Consider the following 19,937-nt stretch of genomic DNA (forward strand, 5'->3'; position numbering starts at 1 on the left):
ATTGGCGGAATTTGAAGCTCAAGCCGTAGTCAACAATCAAATTGTGCTCAAAAAAGACGACTTTGAGCAAATTGAGCTGATGCGTGATTCTGTGCTGGTTTCAGAACTACTCGAAAACGGCGAGCCGGAATTATCAATTTTCTACCACACGGAAAAAGGCACGCTGTTAAAAATCCGCCCTGATTGGTTGGGACTTTACTCCGGTGCGCCGTTCATTCTCGATGTAAAAACGACCGATGATTTTCATGACTTCGGTAAGTCCGTTGACAAGTTTGGCTATCACTTACAGGCAGCGTTCTACCAGATTATCGTTCAAAAAGTTTTAATCTTGATATTGATTTTCTGTTCTGTGCAATTGGCAAAAGACCGGAGTGTGGGCGCTATCCCGTGCAGTTGGGTATGTTGGATGAAGAAGATAGCGAAGAGGGTGTGATTCAGGTTAACCACGTGATTGATGCACTTGAAAACGGAACAGAAACCCAAGCGGTTGCGATGATATCCCGTCCTTTCTGGGCAAAACAGGCAGACAGAAAACGCAGAGAAGCGTTGATGATGGAAGGGGGTGTGGCATGAATACCGAATTACAAACGATGACCAACATCTATGCCAATTTGCAATCTGTCATCATGCAACAAGGAATAGCAGCCATGTTACCCGCTCAGGTCACACCTGAGCAGTTCACCCGAACCGCAGCGACTGCACTGATAGAGAATACGGAGTTGCAAGATGCCGATAAACAATCACTGGTGCTGGCCTTAACCCGTTGCGCCAAAGATGGACTGATGCCAGACGGAAGAGAAGCTGCGTTAGTTGTTCGCAGTACCAAAGTCAACAATCAGTTTGTGAAAAAAGCCGTCTACATACCGATGGTTGACTGCGTCATTAAGCGTGCCCGTCAATCGGGTCAAGTCTCCAGTATTTTTGTTGATGTGGTTTATGAGGCGGGTGAACTCAAACGTTGGGCTGATGAGCGAGGAAAACACTTTAAACACATTCCTAATGATACAGAAGAGCGTGGTGAAATTCGGCTGGTATATGCTGCGGCTAAGCTGAAAAATGGCGAATTTTTGATGGAAGTAATGAGTCGCTCTGACGTGAAAAAGATACGCGATACGGTACAAAGCGCAAAACACGATTCAAGTCCTTGGGTGAAGTGGTTTGATATGTAGTGGTCAACTAAAATTGGCCACTACACTTGACGTTCTAAACGAAGGGCTCTTACCCACCGGCTAATCGCTGAAAGACTGACGTTCATGCCTTTCGCGGCTTCCTGGTAGGTGTAATTTTGGTCAAGGACTAATTTGGCGGTTTCACATTTAAATTCAGCAGTAATTATTTTACTCATTTCGGCACCTATAAAAATTATGAGGTAAGCATATCACCTCAACTTAGGTGGCCAAATTTAGTATGCCACTACAATAGAATGGTGCTCAAAACCGTGATTCATCGCCTCGCTAGACGTCTTCCTTGCGCCGCTGAGCTATTTTCGATGTTTGGGGTATTATATGCAAATTCAACAGAAAAACCGCTCACAATGGCTCCTGCTTCGTTTAAACGACTATCTCTGAGGGATGTTCTTTATCTCGGATTTTATCTAAAGAAACCCCCTGTCTCGCTCAGTCGCTTAAAACATTATTCCGGCGAAGATAACATCACGTTACGCTATAAGAGGCCACCGCACGAAAAAACAGGAAGACCTGGTCATGACATCCGATGAATTTATTACCCTGTTTGCGTCCCATGTGCCAGAAAAATGGTTTCACATAATCCGCTATTACGGCTTTTCAAGTCCATCAGCACGGATGCGAAAAATGTTAACGGAGGTTGTTTATCATTTAGCCCAGCAAGATAAAAAACCCGCTAAAAAAGTCACCTGGCGAAACATGTATCAACACGTCTTTAAAGTCGATCCACTTGCTTGTCTCTTATGTGGGAAAAAATTACTTTTCGCAGGAATGAATTTTGGATTGAATCGTAAAGAACTTATGGCACGTCACCATGATCTGGCTTGTTTGCGGTGGCGATAAAAACTCACGACAGGGTAGATCTATCCTTTTGTTCAAAATTGATTAACAATTAATCGTTTTTAAACTATCTATTCTGTTCCTTATCTCAACCTTCAACATAATTTTGGCAAAATTTAGAAGAAAATAAAAAGGATTTCATCATGGCGTAGGTTAATGAGTAACCATTTCGGGTATTAATTTCTTATACATCAAGGTCAAAGCTCATCGAAAAGCCTTTTTTTCGATACCTTTATGTAACCATTTTTCTGTTTTGCTATCATCATTACTTTCTTCTTTATCTATTTCACTTTTTCCGCTGATGGTTAGATTATTATTCAGCACCGATATGTCTAACTCGTGTTGTTTATAACCAGGAACAGTTACTGTGAGTTCCATATTTTCTTTATCTTTTTGGTATAAATTGTAAGCCGGAATATCTGACAAAGGTTTCTCGCCGGTTATTTGACTAAACAGCTTATCCATTTGAGTAAATCTGTCGGATAACAGGTTATCACTGAGCATAGGAATAAGAGAAAAAGAACGATAAACAATATTGTCTCCTTTTTGCGCTTATTGACTTTACTTTTTAATAAGAACTCGCTTCATTATTTTTAAGTGTCTGATAACTATTTTTGTGAAAAATAATTGTTGCATTAGATAAAAAAGTATGACCTAATTAGTTTGGTCTCGAAAGTAAAAATCTATTTTTATTAGTAAAAATTTTAAGTAATTCAAAATTTAGCGATATCATAATACCTCTTCATTAATGAGTTCCTTCTGATTAAATCCATTAGTAAAAATCGTGTTAATCTTTGAGATTTTTGATTAATTAACAAAATTAAGGAACTTATATGTCAAGCATCAATACAGGTATTGTTAAATGGTTTAACGCTGATAAAGGTTTTGGATTTATTTCACCCAAAAACGGCAGTCAGGATGTGTTTGTTCATTATTCTGCTATTCAGGGTAATGATTATAAGACGCTCTATGAAGGGCAGGAAGTGAATTTTTCAGTAGAAAGTGGTCGTAAAGGACCTTCAGCAACTAATGTGATAGCCTTATCGTAGGATTGAATTCATTGAAATTATCGCGTGGTTATCTTTTTTACTACTTGATAATTTCATTTAGTTAGTAGTAAATATCCGTTTGCCGCTTTCACCTATCAGAGTTCCGTTACCACCCTCAACATCAAAATAGTAAAGTAAGCCTCTATCTGTTAATTTACGTTCTCGTAATCTTATTATTTTAATAATTTCTTCATTGTGAAAAACGGACATACCAGGTTGGAGTCTTCGAAACGTTGTTCTATGTTTGTTGGCTTGAATCATGATAATATCCCGTGATTGAGATGTAACCAAGAAAAAACTAAAAAGCGATTTATTGTTGGGGTTCTAAATTAGAACCCTTTATTATTTATTTTTTGGAGAATTTTCCCTGATGTGAACATTATTTATGTTAATTAAAAATTCTAATTAATCACCTTGCTATAGGGGTATTTTTTACTACCTATTGGTTTGTTTATGTATTACATGAAGAAGATCACTGGTTTTAAATATTAAATCTTAAAAAAGAATTTGAAGCACTATTACGACAAAGTGTCAACGATCACCGAAAAGTGCTCCACTTTTTAGCTGAATACGATCAATCAAAATTGATCCACTAACTTCTCTTTTATGACATAGCGCATAAAACCTGACCAGTGCGCTGATAAGCCGCTTTTTGGTTTAGGTATATTACTGATATAAGAGGTTCAATATGGATGTTCTTTGAATCATCTGTCATGTCGGATTTTGATCAGCTCCGCTGAGCATTTTTTTATATTTGTTTTGCTAGTGGTACCGTTTAAGTTGGTAAAGTGGATCAGTTTTGCATGATCGGTGACAACAAACCTCCGCTTCCTGTCAGTATAGCTAGGCGACTTAATTTTGATTACAGCATATGTATTAAAAACAGGTCATCGATAGTGCATCCTGTTTCCATCTTTTTACGTTTAGCTTGAGACCATTTATGTTCTATAGGATTTAAATCTGGTGAATACACCGGCAAATATTCTATCTGGTGTCCTGCGTTTATAATTGCCTGTTCAATATTCTTACCTTTGTGAAAGCTAGCGTTGTCCATAAAAATAACAGAATTTTCAGGAAGTTCTGGGAGCAATATTTTTGTGATCCAAACATAAAAAACATCACGATTAATATTGCAATCAAATAATCCGATAGCAAAAAGGGTTGTTCCCAATAAAGCGCCAATAACATTTGTTCTTCCCTTAGCACCCCAGTTTTTCAGGCCAAAACAACGGTGACCTTTTGGGGAATAGCCGTGAGTTCGTGGAGTGTCATGTGAAAAACCACTTTCATCAATAAAAACAACAGATTTATCTTTTTTTTCATACTGTTGTCTTTTTTGCTGATGTGCCAGCCTGTCGCTTTCGTTGGTTTTTGGATGGAATAGAGTTTTTTTTATAGGTTAATCCCAGCTTTTTAAGGGATTGCCAAATAGTCTTTTTACAAACACCGAATCGCTCTGCCCGTTCCTTTTGGTAAGCATCTGGATACTGTTCCACATCTTTTGCTAAAGCATTTTTATCGAGCTTCCTCTTACGTGGCGTTGAATTTTTTGGCTCTGGTCGTTTAAGCCAACGTACTAAAGACGCTTTTCCAATACGGAATTGTTTCGCAGTTTCTCGAATTGTTAAACCTTCGGCTTTCCTTATAGATATTACTTTACGTCGAAAATCAATTGTATAACTCATAACACACCTTGTAATCAAAATTAAGTCGCCTAGCTATAACATGAATGATGAAACAGAATTTTCGGTTAACTTTTTTCCTCATAAAAGGAAGGAATTTTGATTAAAGAACCGCTAAAAAATAAATTCAAGTTAAAGTGATCTTAAAGTGTTATTGAATGATCTTCATGAATGAGAATAATCCATCACGAGTTTCGCACAGGCATATAAAATTCCAGAAATGGCTTAAACGCAATGGTTAATTTGCAAGTTACTAAAACGTATAAATTTGTTTAAATTACAATAAGTTGCTTTTAATTTATAAGATTTTGTCTATTTATATATTATGCTGAATTAAACTTAAAAATAGAGCGTTTTTTTATTGGTGCGAAACTCGTGTCCATATAACATTGATTATTTTTTTAACTAAGATAATGTATTTATGTGGAATTCGATAATGTTAAATTTTATTGATGTTAAATACTCAGAAATATCTAACTGTCAATTAAATGATTTATTTTTCCTCAGGAAGAAATCATTCAAAGACAGGCTTAATTGGTTAGTTAAATGTAAAAATAATAAAGAATTTGATGAGTATGATAACAAAGACGCTAATTATATTTTAGGGTTCTATAAGGATAGAATTATCTGTGGGGTTAGACTTATTGATATGATGAATGCTAATATGATTAAAGGAGAATTTAATAAATATTTTAAAAAAATAGATTTACCTAATGGAAATTATATTGATGCCAGTAGATTATTTGTAGATAAAGACAGAACGAGGCAATATAAAATAAATAAATACGCTATAAGCTCAATGCTTTTTTTGTCAATGATTTATTATACAAGAAGTTACGGTTATGATGGTTTGTGTGCAATCATTAGTCATCAGATGCTAATTATTTTTAAGCGGTCTGGATGGAATATTTCTATTATTAATAAGGGTTTTTCGGAAAAAAAAGAAATTATTTATTTAATTATTATGCCAATTGATTTAGGTAATACTTTTTTATTAAAGAAAAAAATTTTATCTAAATATAAATTTGATGATCACTGGCCTTTAACATTTTATCCAGATGGCATGTGAATAATTTTTAATTCTGTGGCTAGCTTTATAGCATGTTTGGCATTATAAACTCCTAGTTTTTTAACTATATTGCTCATGTGAAATTTTACGGTTCCATGTTTAATGCCTAGTATCTTGGCAATATCTTGGTATGATCTCCCCATGCTAACCCAATATAAAATTTCATTTTCCCTACGAGAAAGCGCTGAGTATTTAAATTGACTACGATTTCTTTCTATCTCTTCATAAAGAGATAAAAATTTTTGATGTGTTTTAATAAGTAATTGTTGTAATTTTTCTTTATTATCATGTATGAGTTGTGCAATATTACTGTCTAACTTTGTATGAAATATAGACAATACTGCTAAGTTATCATTGTAATCATGAAGTATGAATGTGTGCCCTTTTTTGATATTATATTTTTCTGATTTTTTGAAAATTTTTGGTAGTTTCATTTCTGAATATATCATAATTTTATCATCCCACTCGAAATCATCAACTCTTTCCATCGCATTTATAATTACAGGGTCGATAAGTTGGTAATTACCTTTTATATAAAAATCAAACCAATCAGTGTGGTTGTTAATTATTATTACATTCATTGGATTGACTTTATTCATAATTAAATAAGCATATTTAATATCGCCATATTTTTTAATTTCTTCTTCTAAATAATTCTTAATTTTTTGATTTATTAATTTATTTCCGAAAAATTTAATTTTCATTTTTATCTCTCAATTAATATTTTATGATTAGAGGAATTATTTTAATCTCCATACTCTTTTTCTTTAATTTTTTGGTTTTTCTCTTCTTCATGATGAAATGAATATTTCATCTCATCCACGAGTTTCGCACCAATAAAAAAACGCTCTATTTTTAAGTTTAATTCAGCATAATATATAAATAGACAAAATCTTATAAATTAAAGGTAACTTATTGTAATTTAAACAAATTTATACGTTTTAGTAACTTGCAAATTAACCATTGCGTTTAAGCCATTTCTGGAATTTTATATTCCTGTGCGAAACTCGTGTATAATTTCCATTAGGTAAATCTATTTTTTTTAATATTTATTAAATTCTCCTTTAATCATATTAGCATTCATCATATCAATAAGTCTAATCCCACAGATAATTCTATCCTTATAGAACCCTAAAATATAATTAGCGTCTTTGTTATCATACTCATCAAATTCTTTATTATTTTTACATTTAACTAACCAATTAAGCCTGTCTTTGAATGATTTCTTCCTGAGGAAAAATAAATCATTTAATTGACAGTTAGATATTTCTGAGTATTTAACATCAATAAAATTTAACATTATCGAGTTCCACATAAATACATTATCTTAGTTAAAAAAATAATCAATGTTATATGGACACGAGTTTCGCACAGGCATATAAAATTCCAGAAATGGCTTAAACGCAATGGTTAATTTGCAAGTTACTAAAACGTATAAATTTGTTTAAATTACAATAAGTTACCTTTAATTTATAAGATTTTGTCTATTTATATATTATGCTGAATTAAACTTAAAAATAGAGCGTTTTTTTATTGGTGCGAAACTCGTGATGGATTATTCTCATTCAATGTATAAGAAATTAATACCCGAAATGGTTACTCATTAATCTGCGCCATGATGAAATCCTTTTTATTTTCTTCTAAATTTTGCCAAAATTATGTTGAAGGTTGAGATAAGGAACGGAATAGATGGTTAAAACACGATTAATTGTTAATCAATTTTGAACAAAAAGATAGATCTACCCTGTCGTGAGTTTTTATCGCCACCGCAAACAAGCCAGATCATGGTGACGTGCCATAAGTTCTTTACGATTCAATCCAAAATTCATTCCTGCGAAAAGTAATTTTTTCCCACAATAAGAGACAAGCAAGTGGATCGACTTTAAAGACGTGTTGATATAGCTAGGCGACTTAATTTTGATTACAGCATATGTATTAAAAACAGGTCATCGATAGTGCATCCTGTTTCCATCTTTTTACGTTTAGCTTGAGACCATTTATGTTCTATAGGATTTAAATCTGGTGAATACACAGGCAAATATTCTATCTGGTGTCCTGCGTTTATAATTGCCTGTTCAATATTCTTACCTTTGTGAAAGCTAGCGTTGTCCATAAAAATAACAGAATTTTCAGGAAGTTCTGGGAGCAATATTTTTGTGATCCAAACATAAAAAACATCACGATTAATATTGCAATCAAATAATCCGATAGCAAAAAGGGTTGTTCCCAATAAAGCGCCAATAACATTTGTTCTTCCCTTAGCACCCCAGTTTTTCAGGCCAAAACAACGGTGACCTTTTGGGGAATAGCCGTGAGTTCGTGGAGTGTCATGTGAAAAACCACTTTCATCAATAAAAACAACAGATTTATCTTTTTTTTCATACTGTTGTCTTTTTTGCTGATGTGCCAGCCTGTCGCTTTCGTTGGTTTTTGGATGGAATAGAGTTTTTTTTATAGGTTAATCCCAGCTTTTTAAGGGATTGCCAAATAGTCTTTTTACAAACACCGAATCGCTCTGCCCGTTCCTTTTGGTAAGCATCTGGATACTGTTCCACATCTTTTGCTAAAGCATTTTTATCGAGCTTCCTCTTACGTGGCGTTGAATTTTTTGGCTCTGGTCGTTTAAGCCAACGTACTAAAGACGCTTTTCCAATACGGAATTGTTTCGCAGTTTCTCGAATTGTTAAACCTTCGGCTTTCCTTACAGATATTACTTTACGTCGAAAATCAATTGTATAACTCATAACACACCTTGTAATCAAAATTAAGTCGCCTAGCTATAACTCCAGGAAAGGCGCGAAAAAATTCCTCAGCAGAGCGAATTTGACGAGCGGGCAAAACACATTCTCGCCCCAAGGTCATCTCTAAAACCGGCAATAATATTTTTACCCAGCGACATACCCGTGTTCTATCTAAACCAAAAAGAAGTCCTTGCAAATCATAGGTCGGATAACATTTTAAATACAATAAAATAAAAAGCAGTTTATCTAATGGGGTTGGGATAAATCCTTTCTGCCCTGCACCCATCTGCCGCTCGTGATCTTTTCGATTCTTTTTCCGATAAATCAAATAACAAGCTGAAAATTCAGCGGCTAAATTTTTCAATTCTTCGACTGATAATCCAATGATTGCTTTACATAAACGATTATCTCGTAACAACCGCTCTTTGTTGATCATTTCAAACCGTTATTTTCTAAGTTAAACCTCTTTTTATTGTCTATAGCGTGACAAAAAATGCAACTCTCTATTCAGCAACTATTTTAAAGTATCAGTCGCAGAGGGAATTGTTGGGATAATAGTCCGATGGAACGATTCTTCCGTAGTCTGAAGACCGAATGGGTGCCAACGACTGGCTACCAAAGCTTTAGTACTGCTCAGTCAGCCATTATTCGCTACATAACCCACTACTATAGCGATATAAGACCTCACTGGTATAACGGTGGATTAACGCCAAACGAATCAGAGCGACTGTTCCGTGAACAGTCAGGTAGGGTGGCCAATTTTAGTTGACCACTAAACACGATAACTCATGCCTAATGCAAATAACGATAGGATTTTGTTATCAATATCCTCTGATAATTTTGTCTGATTTTTCTTAAATGAGCTGAGGCTCAAAAGCACCTGACCTGTCTCTGGGCGTTTTCAGTTCAAATTAACCTGATGTCGATTTAACCGTTTTTCGAGTATAGCCATTTTTACTCGTATCGATTGACGTTGTCGATAGGTAGTGTTCTATTTCTTCCTGCAGGGCAGCTTCGGTCAGCTGTTTTATGAGTGGTGTGAGTATTCCATCCGTACCGAGTAAATTTTTACCTGATTGTAATTGCTTCAACGCTTCATCAAAATTAAATGATTGATTTCTCATATGTCATACCTCTTTTTTTTTTGAGTTTAAGATATGACACAGATTTTTGAACACTACTAAATAATAGGGCGAAAGCCTTATCACGCAAGCAGTGCATGGTTAACCTTAACCACAGTTTTTTTAATCTCAGCGCTTTGTGTACCCTGCACACACGGCTTATGTGGTTCACCGGGGAAGAAGATGGCAAACATACCGGGTTCCAGCACCACCTGTTGCTGACCGGCAATTTCCGCACACAGCTGGTAATCATCTTCTTTATGCCACGCATCACACTTACGGGTGCTGCCGGTCACGCCGTAATGGATTATCTCTTCGCCTTCCAGCAGGATCTGAATATCAATGAATTTTTCGTGCAGCTCCGCTTTTTTACTCTGCGCTGGCTGTGTGGAGAGGCGCATGACGTTCATATAAATATCATCACCCTGTAAATCATAACGCCCCGGATCGCACTTCTGTGGGTTCGCTTTTACGGCCAGAATCACGGCCTGAAGCAGGACGGGGGACAGGCCAGCGCATTCCGGGTGGTGGATATTGCCGATAATCATAATGCATTTTCCTCTGCTAACAATGCCGCACCCAGCAGGCCGGCATCATGCTGATAGTGTGCAGCCAAAATTTTCGCGTGATAGACTGCAGGCTCCTGCGCCAGATATGCCTCAATCAGGGCGAGATAACCGGGTGCTAGCCCGACACTGCCGCCCAGCACGGCATACTGACAGTCATAGCCTGCCTTCATGTCAGCAATCAGCTGGGCAACCGTTCTCGCCGACTGGTGGATCAACGACATAGCCTGGGGATGACCGTTCTGTGACAGCGCAAAAATCGCTCTGGCCGTCATACCGTGCAGATCGTCAGTCGCCAGCGCGGCAATACCCCTGCCGGAGGCGATAGCCTCCACACAGCCGGTACGGCCGCAGCCGCAGCGCGGACCATGCGGATCGGCCAGCATATGGCCGATATGCCCTGCTAGCCCCTCTTTCCCCCGCAGGAGCTTGCCGTTGCAAATAATACCGCCGCCCACGCCCGTTGAAACGGTGATGAACACCATATCGCTCGCGTCAGCAGGCAGGGCGTGATATTCAGCCCAGGCTGCTGCCTGCGCATCGTTCACCGCTAGGCACGGTAGCCCCGTCAACCGCACCAGCGTTTCCGTCAGGGGAAATTGCGCCAGTCCGCCGAGGTTATCAGGGTTTAACGCCGTGAGTACGCCGTGGCGAATAATTCCCGTGGAGGCTACCGCTACCCGTAACGCCTGCCCTTCGAAAGGCGCGACCAGTGCGCTTAACGCTTCTGTCAGCGTTACCGGCGTTTTGCTGGCCGGCGTCGGCACCGTTTTTTTCTCCAGCACGCTATGCTGCGCATCAATCAGCGCAGCGGCAAGCTTCGTGCCGCCGATATCAATCGCTAATGTTGTCATGCCGAAACCTCAGCCAGTGCTTCGCGATACCACTGGCAGATGTGTTCAAGACGTGTAATCGCGGAACCGACGGTTACCGCCCACGCACCGTGTTGTAAGGCCTGCGCCGCCAGAGCTGGGGAGTTAAACCGGCCTTCGGCAATCACACGATAGCCTTTTGCGCTCAGCGCCTGCACCAGCGGGAAATCTGGTGTATCCGGCACAACATCCATGGTATACCCTGAGAGCGTAGTACCGATAATTTCCGCACCAATATTGTGGCAATGCGTACCGTCTTCCAGGCTGGAGCAGTCCGCCATCGCCGTGCAGCCCTGCTGGTGAGTACGTTCAATAATTGCTTCAACACTGACCGAGCGTGGGCGATCCGTGCCGTCAAAAGCGACAATATCCGCGCCTGCCTGCGCCAAAGCATCCACATCGTCCAGGAACGGCGCAATGCGCACCTGTGAGTCAGACAGATCGCGCTTGATGATGCCAATAATCGGTACTGAAATAAGCTTGCGCGTCGCTTTCAGGTTATTAATGCCTTCAATACGTACTGCGACCGCGCCCGTCTGTACCGCCGCCAGCGCCATGGCCGCGACGATTTCAGGTTTATCTAACGGGCTGCCCTGTACCGGCTGGCAGGAAACAATGAGCTCACCCAATTTTTTAACGTTTACATCCAAAGTATCAAATAAAGACATGGCACTACCCATTACTTCAATTTGCGCCCGACAGCGCCGAGCACGTTAATTTAGTGTTTACTGCAAAGCGGGACATCCGCTTTGTGGTTACGAGCCATTGCGCCACTGAACGGTTGACCGTCAATAGTGTCATGGGTATGCAGCGCTTCAGGGCGGACCCAGCGCTGTACGCGGGACGGCATGTCCAGGCCAATCAGCAGGATCACCACAAACGTTAATCCAAAGGAGAGCGACCACAACGCCGTGCCCAGATTCATATGCTGCGCAACCAGCGCACCGATGACCGGCGCTACCGCACCGCCCAGAGCTCCGACGTTATAGGTGAAGCCCAGACCGGCAGCACGCTGGTCGGCATCGAAATAACCACCTATCAGTTTCGGTAAGATCCCTGCGATCCCCTGCCCCAGCATCTGTTGAAAAAAGAGCAGGATACCTAGGCCCCAGATGCTGGAGCCACCGATCGTAAAGACAGGAATAATTAGCACCTGTGATGCCAGCAGGCTGTAAACGTAGGCTTTACGCGTACCCAGCCAGTCGCCAAGGAATCCGCCAACAATACAGCCGATGGCCGCGCCGAATCCGCTGAAGAAAAGAACCTGCGCAACCGTCGCCGGATCGTATGCCAGTTCGCTTTTAAGATAGGTTGGCAGCAGCGCCTGGATAGGCCAGGAATAGAGAAACGCGAACAAAACGACAACAATCAGCATCACACCGGTCGGCCAGCGTTTTCCGCTGCTCTGCACCATAAAGCTGACAAAGATAACAGCACAAATGAGCGCCAGCGCAATCACCACGAGAGGGTTGTGCAGGTTCCCAGCAAAGCAAAACCACAGAGCAGCTATCGCGACCAGTGTCATCACGATATTCATGGTACGATATTTTCCGAGATAGAGGATATCCACCATTGTCCGTATCGGTGCTTTCCTCGTCTGGTGTTCTTCCCAGTCTTTCGTTTCCGGAATATTTTTACGCAACCACAGCGCTAAAATAATTGGCAGGATACCGAGGAAGAATAAGGCACGCCAGCCCCAGACGGGTACCACCAGGCTGTATACCTGCGCCGCCACAACGGCGCCGACAGAAAAACCGGATATCAGGAAGCCGCTGGCTTTGTTACGCAGATGTTTCGGCCAGCTTTCAATGACATAGGTCGCACTGGAGCCGTACTCCCCTGCCATCCCCATCCCGATCATCATGCGGGCGATAAACATGGAGGTATATCCCAGCGCAAAGCCGCAGGCCAGCGTGCCGGCGGAAAAAAGAATAATACTGCTGACCATCGCCAGGCGGCGGCCATAGCGGTCACCCATCGCCCCGAGCAGTAAGCCACCAAACCAGCGGGAGATAAATGCTGCAGAGATAATACTCGCCGCCTGAACGGTGGTTAGCTGGAACTCGCTCTGAACTTCAGTCAGCACCAGAGCAATTAAAACGAAATCAAAACCGTCCAGTAAATAGCCAAGCCAGGCAGCGAAAAACGCCCGCCACTGCGACTTATTGAGCTGCTTATACCATGGAGTGGTACTTATTGTTCTATTCATATTGCTCTCCTGTTATGAGCAAAGTGTTTATGCTGTAGGGCCAAAAACAGACGGGAGTTTCTAAAATTAAACTCCAATTAAGTTATTTTTTAGAAGTATTACACCGCAATGGGGCATCATGAAATGTGTGAATGAGGTCATGTACCCAGGAGGCGAATATGAAAAAATGCGATCTGACTCACGCGATGAGACGTAATATGTTTTGTCGTTCAGGATATACCCTGCCGCCATACTGTTTTTTAGCAATTCATATTGCACAACGTTGGGCTGTACCCCATCATGGGAGCCCAATAATTGCGTAAACAGCAGGGAAGAGATGACGACTACGATTTCGCCGGTCAAAGCAGGGAAAATACTTGATGTATAAGAAATTAATACCCGAAATGGTTACTCATTAACCTGCGCCATGATGAAACCCTTTTTATTTTCTTCTAAATTTTGCCAAAATTATGTTGAAGGTTGAGATTAAGAAACGGAATAGATGGTTAAAAAACGATTAATTATTAATCAATTTTGAACAAAAGGATAGATCTACCCTGTCGTGAGTTTTTATCGCCACCGCAAACAAACCAGATCATGGTGACGCGCCATAAGTTCTTTACGATTCAATCCAAAATTCATTCCTGCGAAAAGTAATTTTTTCCCACATAAGAGACAAGCAAGTGGATCGACTTTAAAGACGTGTTGATACATGTTTCACCAGGTGACTTTTTTAGCGGGTTTTTTATCTTGCTGGGCTAAAGGATAAACAACCTCCGTTAACATTTTTCGCATCCGTGCTGATGGACTTAAAAAGCCGTAATAGCGGATCATGTGAAACCATTTTTCTGGCACATGAGACGCAAACTGGGTAATAAATTCATCGGATGTCATGACCAAGTCTTCCTGTTTTTTCGTGCGGTGGCTCTTATAACGTAACGTGATGTTATCTTCGCCGGAATAATGTTTTAAGCGACTGAGCGAGGCAGGGGGTTTCTTTAGATAAAATCCGAGATAAAGGGTGAGATGGGTAATATTGGAAAGAATATCAGAAAGATTAATATAGCTAGGCGACTTAATTTTGATTACAGCATATGTATTAAAAACAGGTCATCGATAGTGCATCCTGTTTCCATCTTTTTACGTTTAGCTTGAGACCATTTATGTTCTATAGGATTTAAATCTGGTGAATACACAGGCAAATATTCTATCTGGTGTCCTGCGTTTATAATTGCCTGTTCAATATTCTTACCTTTGTGAAAGCTAGCGTTGTCCATAAAAATAACAGAATTTTCAGGAAGTTCTGGGAGCAATATTTTTGTGATCCAAACATAAAAAACATCACGATTAATATTGCAATCAAATAATCCGATAGCAAAAAGGGTTGTTCCCAATAAAGCGCCAATAACATTTGTTCTTCCCTTAGCACCCCAGTTTTTCAGGCCAAAACAACGGTGACCTTTTGGGGAATAGCCGTGAGTTCGTGGAGTGTCATGTGAAAAACCACTTTCATCAATAAAAACAACAGATTTATCTTTTTTTTCATACTGTTGTCTTTTTTGCTGATGTGCCAGCCTGTCGCTTTCGTTGGTTTTTGGATGGAATAGAGTTTTTTTTATAGGTTAATCCCAGCTTTTTAAGGGATTGCCAAATAGTCTTTTTACAAACACCGAATCGCTCTGCCCGTTCCTTTTGGTAAGCATCTGGATACTGTTCCACATCTTTTGCTAAAGCATTTTTATCGAGCTTCCTCTTACGTGGCGTTGAATTTTTTGGCTCTGGTCGTTTAAGCCAACGTACTAAAGACACTTTTCCAATACGGAATTGTTTCGCAGTTTCTCGAATTGTTAAACCTTCGGCTTTCCTTACAGATATTACTTTACGTCGAAAATCAATTGTATAACTCATAACACACCTTGTAATCAAAATTAAGTCGTCTAGCTATATCAAACCACTTCACCCAAGGACTTGAATCGTGTTTTGCGCTTTGTACCGTATCGCGTATCTTTTACACGTCAGCCCGACTCATTACTTCCATCAAAATTCGCCATTTTTCAGCTTAGCGGCAGCATATACCAGCCGAATTTCACCACGCTCTTCTGTATCATTAGAAATGTGTTTAAAGTGTTTTCCTCGCTCATCAGCCCAACGTTTGAATTCATCCACCTCATAAAACACATCAACAAAAATACTGGAGACTTGACCAGATTGACGGGCACGCTTAATGACGCAGTCAACCATCGGTATGTAGACGGCTTTTTTCACAAACTGATTGTTGACTTTGGTACTTCTGACAACCAGCGCGGCTTCTCTCCCATCGGGCATCAGTCCATCTTTGGCGCAATGTAGTGGTCAACTAAAATTGGCCACCCTACCTGACTGTTCACGGAACAGTCGCTCTGATTCGTTTGGCGTTAATCCACCGTTATACCAGTGAGGTCTTAATATCGCTATAGTAGTGGGTTATGTAGCGAATAATGGCTGACTGAGCAGTACTAAAGCTTTGGTAGCCAGTCGTTGGTACCCATTCGGTCTTCAGACTACGGAAGAATCGTTCCATCGGACTATTATCCCAACAATTCCCTCTGCGACTGATACTTTGGGTCATCTGATAACGCCACAATGCCTACCTATACTGACGACTGGTATAATGACTTCCCTGATCACTATGGAACATCACCTGTTTGGGATGCCCACGTAGTTCCCAAGCCATTTGTAGTGCTTTGGCTGTTAATTCTGAGTCTGGTGCAAATATATTGCCCAGCCCACCGGTTTTCGGGCAAACAAATCCAATACCACAGCCAGATAGGCCCATCGTGAGCCTGTCCAAATATAGGTTACATCGCCGCACCAAACCTGGTCAGGCTTTGTAACAGCGAACTGCCTATTGAGCAGATTTGGAATATCAATACGTTCATTTCCACCGCGGTTGTATTTATGTTTTCGCTCTTGGCAACTGACGATGATTAATTCTTTCATCAACTTACCCGCTAACCACCGCCCAAGTTTCACGTTGTGTGTATTGGTAACCATCGTGGCGATAGTCTTGCGCCAGCAGAGCCGCCACTAACGTTCCACACTTCGCTGACTAGGCTACGTTTTATCGTCCGCTCAATACTTGGCTCCTTAGGCCGACACCAATAGCGATAACTGCTTCGGTGAACATTAAAAATACGACACAAAGTTTTCACCGGATAAAGCACTCTTAGCTTTTCAACTACCGAAAATTTTTCAGTGAGTCGGACATTAAGAGCGCAGTAGCCTTTTTTAAGATGTCATTCTCCATTTCCAGCCGGTGGATTTTTTTCTTCATTCTCTGAACTCAATTTGTTCAGGTGTTATAGCTAGGCGACTTAATTTTGATTACAAGGTGTGTTATGAGTTATACAATTGATTTTCGACGTAAAGTAATATCTGTAAGGAAAGCCGAAGGTTTAACAATTCGAGAAACTGCGAAACAATTCCGTATTGGAAAAGCGTCTTTAGTACGTTGGCTTAAACGACCAGAGCCAAAAAATTCAACGCCACGTAAGAGGAAGCTCGATAAAAATGCTTTAGCAAAAGATGTGGAACAGTATCCAGATGCTTACCAAAAGGAACGGGCAGAGCGATTCGGTGTTTGTAAAAAGACTATTTGGCAATCCCTTAAAAAGCTGGGATTAACCTATAAAAAAAACTCTATTCCATCCAAAAACCAACGAAAGCGACAGGCTGGCACATCAGCAAAAAAGACAACAGTATGAAAAAAAAGATAAATCTGTTGTTTTTATTGATGAAAGTGGTTTTTCACATGACACTCCACGAACTCACGGCTATTCCCCAAAAGGTCACCGTTGTTTTGGCCTGAAAAACTGGGGTGCTAAGGGAAGAACAAATGTTATTGGCGCTTTATTGGGAACAACCCTTTTTGCTATCGGATTATTTGATTGCAATATTAATCGTGATGTTTTTTATGTTTGGATCACAAAAATATTGCTCCCAGAACTTCCTGAAAATTCTGTTATTTTTATGGACAACGCTAGCTTTCACAAAGGTAAGAATATTGAACAGGCAATTATAAACGCAGGACACCAGATAGAATATTTGCCGGTGTATTCACCAGATTTAAATCCTATAGAACATAAATGGTCTCAAGCTAAACGTAAAAAGATGGAAACAGGATGCACTATCGATGACCTGTTTTTAATACATATGCTGTAATCAAAATTAAGTCGCCTAGCTATAATCCCAGCTTTTTAAGGGATTGCCAAATAGTCTTTTTACAAACACCGAATCGCTCTGCCCGTTCCTTTTGGTAAGCATCTGGATACTGTTCCACATCTTTTGCTAAAGCATTTTTATCGAGCTTCCTCTTACGTGGCGTTGAATTTTTTGGCTCTGGTCGTTTAAGCCAACGTACTAAAGACGCTTTTCCAATACGGAATTGTTTCGCAGTTTCTCGAATTGTTAAACCTTCGGCTTTCCTTACAGATATTACTTTACGTCGAAAATCAATTGTATAACTCATAACACACCTTGTAATCAAAATTAAGTCGCCTAGCTATATGCTTTAGTTGCCTGAAAATCTTACCGTCTGCATCAGTTTATTCATTAAAATAGTTGCTGAATAGAGACTTGCATTTTTTGTCACGCTATAGACAATAAAAAGAGGTTTAACTTAGAAAATAACGGTTTGAAATGATCAACAAAAAGCGGTTGTTACGAGATAATCGTTTATGTAAAGCAATCATTGGATTATCAGTCGAAGAATTGAAAAATTTAGCCGCTGAATTTTCAGCTTGTTATTTGATTTATCGGAAAAAGAATCGAAAAGATCACGAGCGGCAGATGGGTGCAGGGCAGAAAGGATTTATCCCAACCCCATTAGATAAACTGCTTTTTATTTTATTGTATTTAAAATGTTATCCGACCTATGATTTGCAAGGACTTCTTTTTGGTTTAGATAGAACACGGGTATGTCGCTGGGTAAAAATATTATTGCCGGTTTTAGAGATGACCTTGGGGCGAGAATGTGTTTTGCACGCTCGTCAAATTCGCTCTGCTGAGGAATTTTTTCGCGCCTTTCCTGGAGTTAAAGACGTCTTTATTGATGGGACAGAGCGACCTGTCCAAAAGCCGCAGAATCTGCGTCGGCGAAAAAAAATAAGCATGTTGCTCAATAGTGAAATAAAGTTGCTTAAAATAAAAACAAGTTAGATACATCTAAAAAATACAAAAATAGTTTATTTTTTAATCTTACATGGGTTATTTTTAATGCAAAAATTGATGATTTTATCATCATCGGCTGGTTTTTTTGTAAGTCATAATTAATTTTGCTATTGAGCAACAGGCTTAATGTATTCGGGAAAGAAAAGACAGACCACTCGAAAAGGGCTTATTATGACTGACGAAACGAGGAAAATTGGATTTATCCCCATGATCAAAAATGGGCGCCGTCATGATAAACGCTTACTCGATAAAGTCGATATAATTCGCCATATTCCCCCTGAGGTAACCATCTGGGCCGATACCGGTTTTCAAGGTATAGATAAACAGCATCCTAATACACAAATCCCAAAAAAAGGAACTCGAAAAAGACCTTTATCGCCTGAACAAAAACAAGAAAATAAAATAATCTCGGGCATCCGTATTACGGTTGAACACGCCATCGCGGGTATCAAGCGCCTCGGTTGTATGACCCAAATTTTACGGAATCGTAGACCCTTTATTGATGATACCTTTTTACTCCTTAGTGCCGGTCTTTGGAATTTCCATCTCAGAACAGCCTAAAATTTACTTCAATCACCGAAATACCCTTATTTCACTATTAAGCAACACGCTTATTCTCCATTAATGCGACAGAACCATTTTGTTCCTCACTTTTAGAGCGATTTAATTTCTTGACCATCAAGTGGTTTTTAGGTGTTGATTCGTTTAGCTGAATTCTTTGTGGTGGAAGGATACGATATTCTCGTTTTATTAAAGTATTAAGGATGGCTCAAGTTAGTCGGTTATGCTTTGGATATTGCCCTAATGCGCTATGTCCGCATTTTGGGGTAAGGGGGGTTCTATTAAAATACACCCTATTGTAGAAAATAACCTTATATTGCTCATGAAAACATCATGACAGTTTGTTTAGAAACCTCACTCATGCCTAAAAAATGGAAAAATCATTTTTTTACAGCATTATTCTATCCAAAAATAAGTTGATTTTTGTTAAAAATTTTCTAAATTCTTAGACGTTAAAAAAACAAACTGCAATAAGGTTACTGTTTATTTTTTATTTTCTAACTCACATAAAGTTACAAAAAATTATTTTATTTTTAATGTAAAAAAAAATAATTTAAGTCTCCTAGAATTCTATAAAAATAGATAGGGAATTAACTCAATTGAAATATTTTTATTACTTATTTATAATAAGTAATAATTAATTTTTAAAAATTATAAATTAATAACCATTTCAGGTATTAATTTTTACACATAAAATTATTTATATATTCTTAAATTAATTAATTTAAGAATATATAAAATATTTTTGGAGTAATTTTTTCATTTTTTAGTCTCCTAAGGAATTTTTCTATGTTAATAAAAAAAACAAACTACAATAAGATTTCTGTTTATTTTTTATTGTTTTTTCAATTCTATT

The 19,937-nt window shown here is 39.2% G+C and carries 29 protein-coding genes and 4 pseudogenes; 12 read left to right on the top strand and 21 right to left on the bottom strand.

Annotated elements, in window-relative coordinates; translation table 11 throughout:
* Position 1: 1 nt before the first annotated feature.
* From AYJ55_RS01255 to AYJ55_RS01260, 3 genes are read left to right on the top strand one after another with little or no spacing between them, the layout of a single operon-like run.
* Entirely contained in the window at positions 2-433 is a 432-nt protein-coding gene (locus AYJ55_RS01255; protein WP_063653739.1) for a PD-(D/E)XK nuclease-like domain-containing protein, read from the top strand.
* Positions 403-573 (top strand): hypothetical protein, encoded by a 171-nt coding sequence (locus AYJ55_RS30370; protein WP_187153140.1) that lies wholly within the window; start codon positions 403-405, stop codon positions 571-573. The genes AYJ55_RS01255 and AYJ55_RS30370 overlap by 31 nt, the downstream gene beginning before the upstream one ends.
* Positions 570-1,169, top strand: a complete 600-nt coding sequence (locus AYJ55_RS01260) for a recombinase RecT (protein ID WP_063653741.1) — start codon at positions 570-572, stop codon at positions 1,167-1,169. The genes AYJ55_RS30370 and AYJ55_RS01260 overlap by 4 nt, the downstream gene beginning before the upstream one ends.
* A gap of 20 nt (positions 1,170-1,189) precedes the next feature.
* On the opposite strand, the gene AYJ55_RS27680 is transcribed toward AYJ55_RS01260, so the two are convergent.
* On the bottom strand, positions 1,190-1,345 hold the full coding sequence (locus AYJ55_RS27680) for a transposase (protein WP_162505211.1): 156 nt from the start codon (positions 1,343-1,345) through the stop codon (positions 1,190-1,192).
* A gap of 81 nt (positions 1,346-1,426) precedes the next feature.
* Here AYJ55_RS27680 and AYJ55_RS01265 point away from each other — a divergent pair, with 81 nt between their 5' ends.
* Positions 1,427-1,717, top strand: coding sequence for a transposase (locus AYJ55_RS01265; protein WP_187153141.1), 291 nt, complete (start codon positions 1,427-1,429; stop codon positions 1,715-1,717).
* Positions 1,704-2,027, top strand: a complete 324-nt coding sequence (locus tag AYJ55_RS01270; protein ID WP_063653745.1) for a transposase — start codon at positions 1,704-1,706, stop codon at positions 2,025-2,027. The genes AYJ55_RS01265 and AYJ55_RS01270 overlap by 14 nt, the downstream gene beginning before the upstream one ends.
* Before the next feature lie 201 nt (positions 2,028-2,228).
* Here the strand turns inward: AYJ55_RS01270 and AYJ55_RS01275 are convergent, their stop codons facing one another.
* Positions 2,229-2,528 (bottom strand): Hsp20 family protein, encoded by a 300-nt coding sequence (locus tag AYJ55_RS01275; RefSeq protein WP_063653747.1) that lies wholly within the window; start codon positions 2,526-2,528, stop codon positions 2,229-2,231.
* 329 nt (positions 2,529-2,857) lie between these two features.
* On the opposite strand from AYJ55_RS01275, the gene cspE reads away from it, so the two are divergent.
* Complete coding sequence (gene cspE, locus AYJ55_RS01280; RefSeq protein ID WP_063653751.1) at positions 2,858-3,073, top strand: transcription antiterminator/RNA stability regulator CspE; 216 nt, start codon at positions 2,858-2,860, stop codon at positions 3,071-3,073.
* Between the two features lie 862 nt (positions 3,074-3,935).
* Here cspE and AYJ55_RS01290 read toward each other — a convergent pair.
* Both AYJ55_RS01290 and AYJ55_RS01295 read right to left on the bottom strand, forming a co-directional pair.
* The gene (locus AYJ55_RS01290) at positions 3,936-4,469 is read right to left on the bottom strand and encodes an IS630 family transposase (protein WP_162505291.1); all 534 of its coding nucleotides are present in this window, start codon (positions 4,467-4,469) and stop codon (positions 3,936-3,938) included.
* Positions 4,393-4,758, bottom strand: a complete 366-nt coding sequence (locus tag AYJ55_RS01295) for an IS630 transposase-related protein (protein WP_063653755.1) — start codon at positions 4,756-4,758, stop codon at positions 4,393-4,395. Before AYJ55_RS01295 ends, AYJ55_RS01290 begins: the two co-directional genes overlap by 77 nt.
* Before the next feature lie 418 nt (positions 4,759-5,176).
* On the opposite strand from AYJ55_RS01295, the gene AYJ55_RS01300 reads away from it, so the two are divergent.
* Positions 5,177-5,824 (top strand): acyl-homoserine-lactone synthase, encoded by a 648-nt coding sequence (locus tag AYJ55_RS01300; RefSeq protein WP_162505214.1) that lies wholly within the window; start codon positions 5,177-5,179, stop codon positions 5,822-5,824.
* Here AYJ55_RS01300 and AYJ55_RS01305 read toward each other — a convergent pair.
* The 5 genes from AYJ55_RS01305 to AYJ55_RS01325 form a co-directional block, all read right to left on the bottom strand.
* A complete protein-coding gene (locus AYJ55_RS01305) occupies positions 5,806-6,528 on the bottom strand; it encodes a helix-turn-helix transcriptional regulator (RefSeq protein WP_063653758.1) in 723 nt (240 codons plus the stop codon). The genes AYJ55_RS01300 and AYJ55_RS01305 overlap by 19 nt on opposite strands.
* A 338-nt stretch (positions 6,529-6,866) precedes the next feature.
* Positions 6,867-7,139, bottom strand: coding sequence for an acyl-homoserine-lactone synthase (locus tag AYJ55_RS01310; protein ID WP_162505215.1), 273 nt, complete (start codon positions 7,137-7,139; stop codon positions 6,867-6,869).
* 606 nt (positions 7,140-7,745) lie between these two features.
* Entirely contained in the window at positions 7,746-8,279 is a 534-nt protein-coding gene (locus AYJ55_RS01315; RefSeq protein ID WP_162505291.1) for an IS630 family transposase, read from the bottom strand.
* A complete protein-coding gene (locus AYJ55_RS01320; protein ID WP_063653415.1) occupies positions 8,203-8,568 on the bottom strand; it encodes an IS630 transposase-related protein in 366 nt (121 codons plus the stop codon). The genes AYJ55_RS01315 and AYJ55_RS01320 overlap by 77 nt, the downstream gene beginning before the upstream one ends.
* Positions 8,552-9,001, bottom strand: a complete 450-nt coding sequence (locus AYJ55_RS01325) for a helix-turn-helix domain-containing protein (protein WP_063653760.1) — start codon at positions 8,999-9,001, stop codon at positions 8,552-8,554. The genes AYJ55_RS01320 and AYJ55_RS01325 overlap by 17 nt, the downstream gene beginning before the upstream one ends.
* Positions 9,002-9,088: 87 nt before the next feature.
* On the opposite strand from AYJ55_RS01325, the pseudogene AYJ55_RS24480 reads away from it, so the two are divergent.
* A pseudogene (locus AYJ55_RS24480) lies at positions 9,089-9,334 on the top strand (integrase core domain-containing protein); the annotation flags it as partial.
* A gap of 9 nt (positions 9,335-9,343) precedes the next feature.
* On the opposite strand, the pseudogene AYJ55_RS32405 reads toward AYJ55_RS24480, so the two are convergent.
* The 11 genes and pseudogenes from AYJ55_RS32405 to AYJ55_RS32410 form a co-directional block, all read right to left on the bottom strand.
* Positions 9,344-9,689 (bottom strand): annotated as a pseudogene (locus AYJ55_RS32405) (transposase); the annotation flags it as partial.
* Positions 9,690-9,769: 80 nt separating this feature from the next.
* Positions 9,770-10,234 carry an N-acetylneuraminate anomerase gene (gene nanQ, locus AYJ55_RS01335; protein WP_063653762.1) on the bottom strand — a complete coding sequence of 155 codons (465 nt, stop codon included), beginning with the start codon at positions 10,232-10,234 and terminating at the stop codon, positions 9,770-9,772.
* On the bottom strand, positions 10,231-11,106 hold the full coding sequence (gene nanK / locus AYJ55_RS01340) for an N-acetylmannosamine kinase (RefSeq protein WP_063653763.1): 876 nt from the start codon (positions 11,104-11,106) through the stop codon (positions 10,231-10,233). Before nanK ends, nanQ begins: the two co-directional genes overlap by 4 nt.
* Positions 11,103-11,792, bottom strand: coding sequence for an N-acetylmannosamine-6-phosphate 2-epimerase (locus AYJ55_RS01345; protein WP_063653764.1), 690 nt, complete (start codon positions 11,790-11,792; stop codon positions 11,103-11,105). The genes nanK and AYJ55_RS01345 overlap by 4 nt, the downstream gene beginning before the upstream one ends.
* Positions 11,793-11,842: 50 nt before the next feature.
* Positions 11,843-13,333 carry an MFS transporter gene (locus tag AYJ55_RS01350; protein WP_063653765.1) on the bottom strand — a complete coding sequence of 497 codons (1,491 nt, stop codon included), beginning with the start codon at positions 13,331-13,333 and terminating at the stop codon, positions 11,843-11,845.
* Between the two features lie 549 nt (positions 13,334-13,882).
* Positions 13,883-14,026, bottom strand: a complete 144-nt coding sequence (locus tag AYJ55_RS30375) for a hypothetical protein (protein WP_187153142.1) — start codon at positions 14,024-14,026, stop codon at positions 13,883-13,885.
* A gap of 3 nt (positions 14,027-14,029) precedes the next feature.
* Positions 14,030-14,398: a transposase gene (locus tag AYJ55_RS27685; protein ID WP_162505216.1), complete on the bottom strand. Its 369-nt coding sequence runs from the start codon at positions 14,396-14,398 to the stop codon at positions 14,030-14,032.
* Positions 14,398-14,931 carry an IS630 family transposase gene (locus AYJ55_RS01360; protein ID WP_162505291.1) on the bottom strand — a complete coding sequence of 178 codons (534 nt, stop codon included), beginning with the start codon at positions 14,929-14,931 and terminating at the stop codon, positions 14,398-14,400. Before AYJ55_RS01360 ends, AYJ55_RS27685 begins: the two co-directional genes overlap by 1 nt.
* On the bottom strand, positions 14,855-15,220 hold the full coding sequence (locus AYJ55_RS01365) for an IS630 transposase-related protein (RefSeq protein WP_063653767.1): 366 nt from the start codon (positions 15,218-15,220) through the stop codon (positions 14,855-14,857). The genes AYJ55_RS01360 and AYJ55_RS01365 overlap by 77 nt, the downstream gene beginning before the upstream one ends.
* 129 nt (positions 15,221-15,349) lie before the next feature.
* Positions 15,350-15,646, bottom strand: a pseudogene (locus AYJ55_RS01370) (recombinase RecT); the annotation flags it as partial.
* Positions 15,647-15,664: 18 nt separating this feature from the next.
* Positions 15,665-16,654 (bottom strand): annotated as a pseudogene (locus tag AYJ55_RS32410) (IS3 family transposase); the annotation flags it as partial.
* A 35-nt stretch (positions 16,655-16,689) separates the two neighbouring features.
* Between AYJ55_RS32410 and AYJ55_RS01380 the strand changes: the two are divergent.
* Complete coding sequence (locus AYJ55_RS01380; RefSeq protein WP_063653415.1) at positions 16,690-17,055, top strand: IS630 transposase-related protein; 366 nt, start codon at positions 16,690-16,692, stop codon at positions 17,053-17,055.
* A complete protein-coding gene (locus tag AYJ55_RS01385) occupies positions 17,024-17,512 on the top strand; it encodes an IS630 family transposase (protein WP_063653499.1) in 489 nt (162 codons plus the stop codon). The genes AYJ55_RS01380 and AYJ55_RS01385 overlap by 32 nt, the downstream gene beginning before the upstream one ends.
* A 19-nt stretch (positions 17,513-17,531) precedes the next feature.
* On the opposite strand, the gene AYJ55_RS01390 is transcribed toward AYJ55_RS01385, so the two are convergent.
* Complete coding sequence (locus AYJ55_RS01390) at positions 17,532-17,819, bottom strand: IS630 transposase-related protein (RefSeq protein ID WP_063653771.1); 288 nt, start codon at positions 17,817-17,819, stop codon at positions 17,532-17,534.
* A gap of 170 nt (positions 17,820-17,989) precedes the next feature.
* Here AYJ55_RS01390 and AYJ55_RS01395 point away from each other — a divergent pair, with 170 nt between their 5' ends.
* Both AYJ55_RS01395 and AYJ55_RS01400 read left to right on the top strand, forming a co-directional pair.
* The gene (locus AYJ55_RS01395; protein WP_063653773.1) at positions 17,990-18,508 is read left to right on the top strand and encodes a helix-turn-helix domain-containing protein; all 519 of its coding nucleotides are present in this window, start codon (positions 17,990-17,992) and stop codon (positions 18,506-18,508) included.
* Positions 18,509-18,646: 138 nt separating this feature from the next.
* The gene (locus AYJ55_RS01400) at positions 18,647-19,081 is read left to right on the top strand and encodes a transposase family protein (RefSeq protein WP_063653775.1); all 435 of its coding nucleotides are present in this window, start codon (positions 18,647-18,649) and stop codon (positions 19,079-19,081) included.
* Positions 19,082-19,937 lie beyond the last annotated feature (856 nt).

The organism is Candidatus Arsenophonus triatominarum, from assembly GCF_001640365.1.
GTDB classification, from domain to species: Bacteria; Pseudomonadota; Gammaproteobacteria; order Enterobacterales; family Enterobacteriaceae; genus Arsenophonus; species Arsenophonus triatominarum.

Coding starts and splice junctions, on each gene's coding strand:
- AYJ55_RS01260 (WP_063653741.1), top strand. CDS start 570: ATGAATACCGAATTACAAACGATGACCAACATCTATGCCAATTTGCAA.
- AYJ55_RS27680 (WP_162505211.1), bottom strand. CDS start 1,345: ATGAGTAAAATAATTACTGCTGAATTTAAATGTGAAACCGCCAAATTA.
- AYJ55_RS01270 (WP_063653745.1), top strand. CDS start 1,704: ATGACATCCGATGAATTTATTACCCTGTTTGCGTCCCATGTGCCAGAA.
- AYJ55_RS01275 (WP_063653747.1), bottom strand. CDS start 2,528: ATGCTCAGTGATAACCTGTTATCCGACAGATTTACTCAAATGGATAAG.
- cspE (WP_063653751.1), top strand. CDS start 2,858: ATGTCAAGCATCAATACAGGTATTGTTAAATGGTTTAACGCTGATAAA.
- AYJ55_RS01295 (WP_063653755.1), bottom strand. CDS start 4,758: ATGAGTTATACAATTGATTTTCGACGTAAAGTAATATCTATAAGGAAA.
- AYJ55_RS01300 (WP_162505214.1), top strand. CDS start 5,177: ATGTGGAATTCGATAATGTTAAATTTTATTGATGTTAAATACTCAGAA.
- AYJ55_RS01305 (WP_063653758.1), bottom strand. CDS start 6,528: ATGAAAATTAAATTTTTCGGAAATAAATTAATAAATCAAAAAATTAAG.
- AYJ55_RS01310 (WP_162505215.1), bottom strand. CDS start 7,139: ATGTGGAACTCGATAATGTTAAATTTTATTGATGTTAAATACTCAGAA.
- AYJ55_RS01320 (WP_063653415.1), bottom strand. CDS start 8,568: ATGAGTTATACAATTGATTTTCGACGTAAAGTAATATCTGTAAGGAAA.
- AYJ55_RS01325 (WP_063653760.1), bottom strand. CDS start 9,001: ATGATCAACAAAGAGCGGTTGTTACGAGATAATCGTTTATGTAAAGCA.
- nanQ (WP_063653762.1), bottom strand. CDS start 10,234: ATGATTATCGGCAATATCCACCACCCGGAATGCGCTGGCCTGTCCCCC.
- nanK (WP_063653763.1), bottom strand. CDS start 11,106: ATGACAACATTAGCGATTGATATCGGCGGCACGAAGCTTGCCGCTGCG.
- AYJ55_RS01345 (WP_063653764.1), bottom strand. CDS start 11,792: ATGTCTTTATTTGATACTTTGGATGTAAACGTTAAAAAATTGGGTGAG.
- AYJ55_RS01350 (WP_063653765.1), bottom strand. CDS start 13,333: ATGAATAGAACAATAAGTACCACTCCATGGTATAAGCAGCTCAATAAG.
- AYJ55_RS30375 (WP_187153142.1), bottom strand. CDS start 14,026: ATGTATCAACACGTCTTTAAAGTCGATCCACTTGCTTGTCTCTTATGT.
- AYJ55_RS01365 (WP_063653767.1), bottom strand. CDS start 15,220: ATGAGTTATACAATTGATTTTCGACGTAAAGTAATATCTGTAAGGAAA.
- AYJ55_RS01380 (WP_063653415.1), top strand. CDS start 16,690: ATGAGTTATACAATTGATTTTCGACGTAAAGTAATATCTGTAAGGAAA.
- AYJ55_RS01390 (WP_063653771.1), bottom strand. CDS start 17,819: ATGAGTTATACAATTGATTTTCGACGTAAAGTAATATCTGTAAGGAAA.
- AYJ55_RS01395 (WP_063653773.1), top strand. CDS start 17,990: ATGATCAACAAAAAGCGGTTGTTACGAGATAATCGTTTATGTAAAGCA.
- AYJ55_RS01400 (WP_063653775.1), top strand. CDS start 18,647: ATGTATTCGGGAAAGAAAAGACAGACCACTCGAAAAGGGCTTATTATG.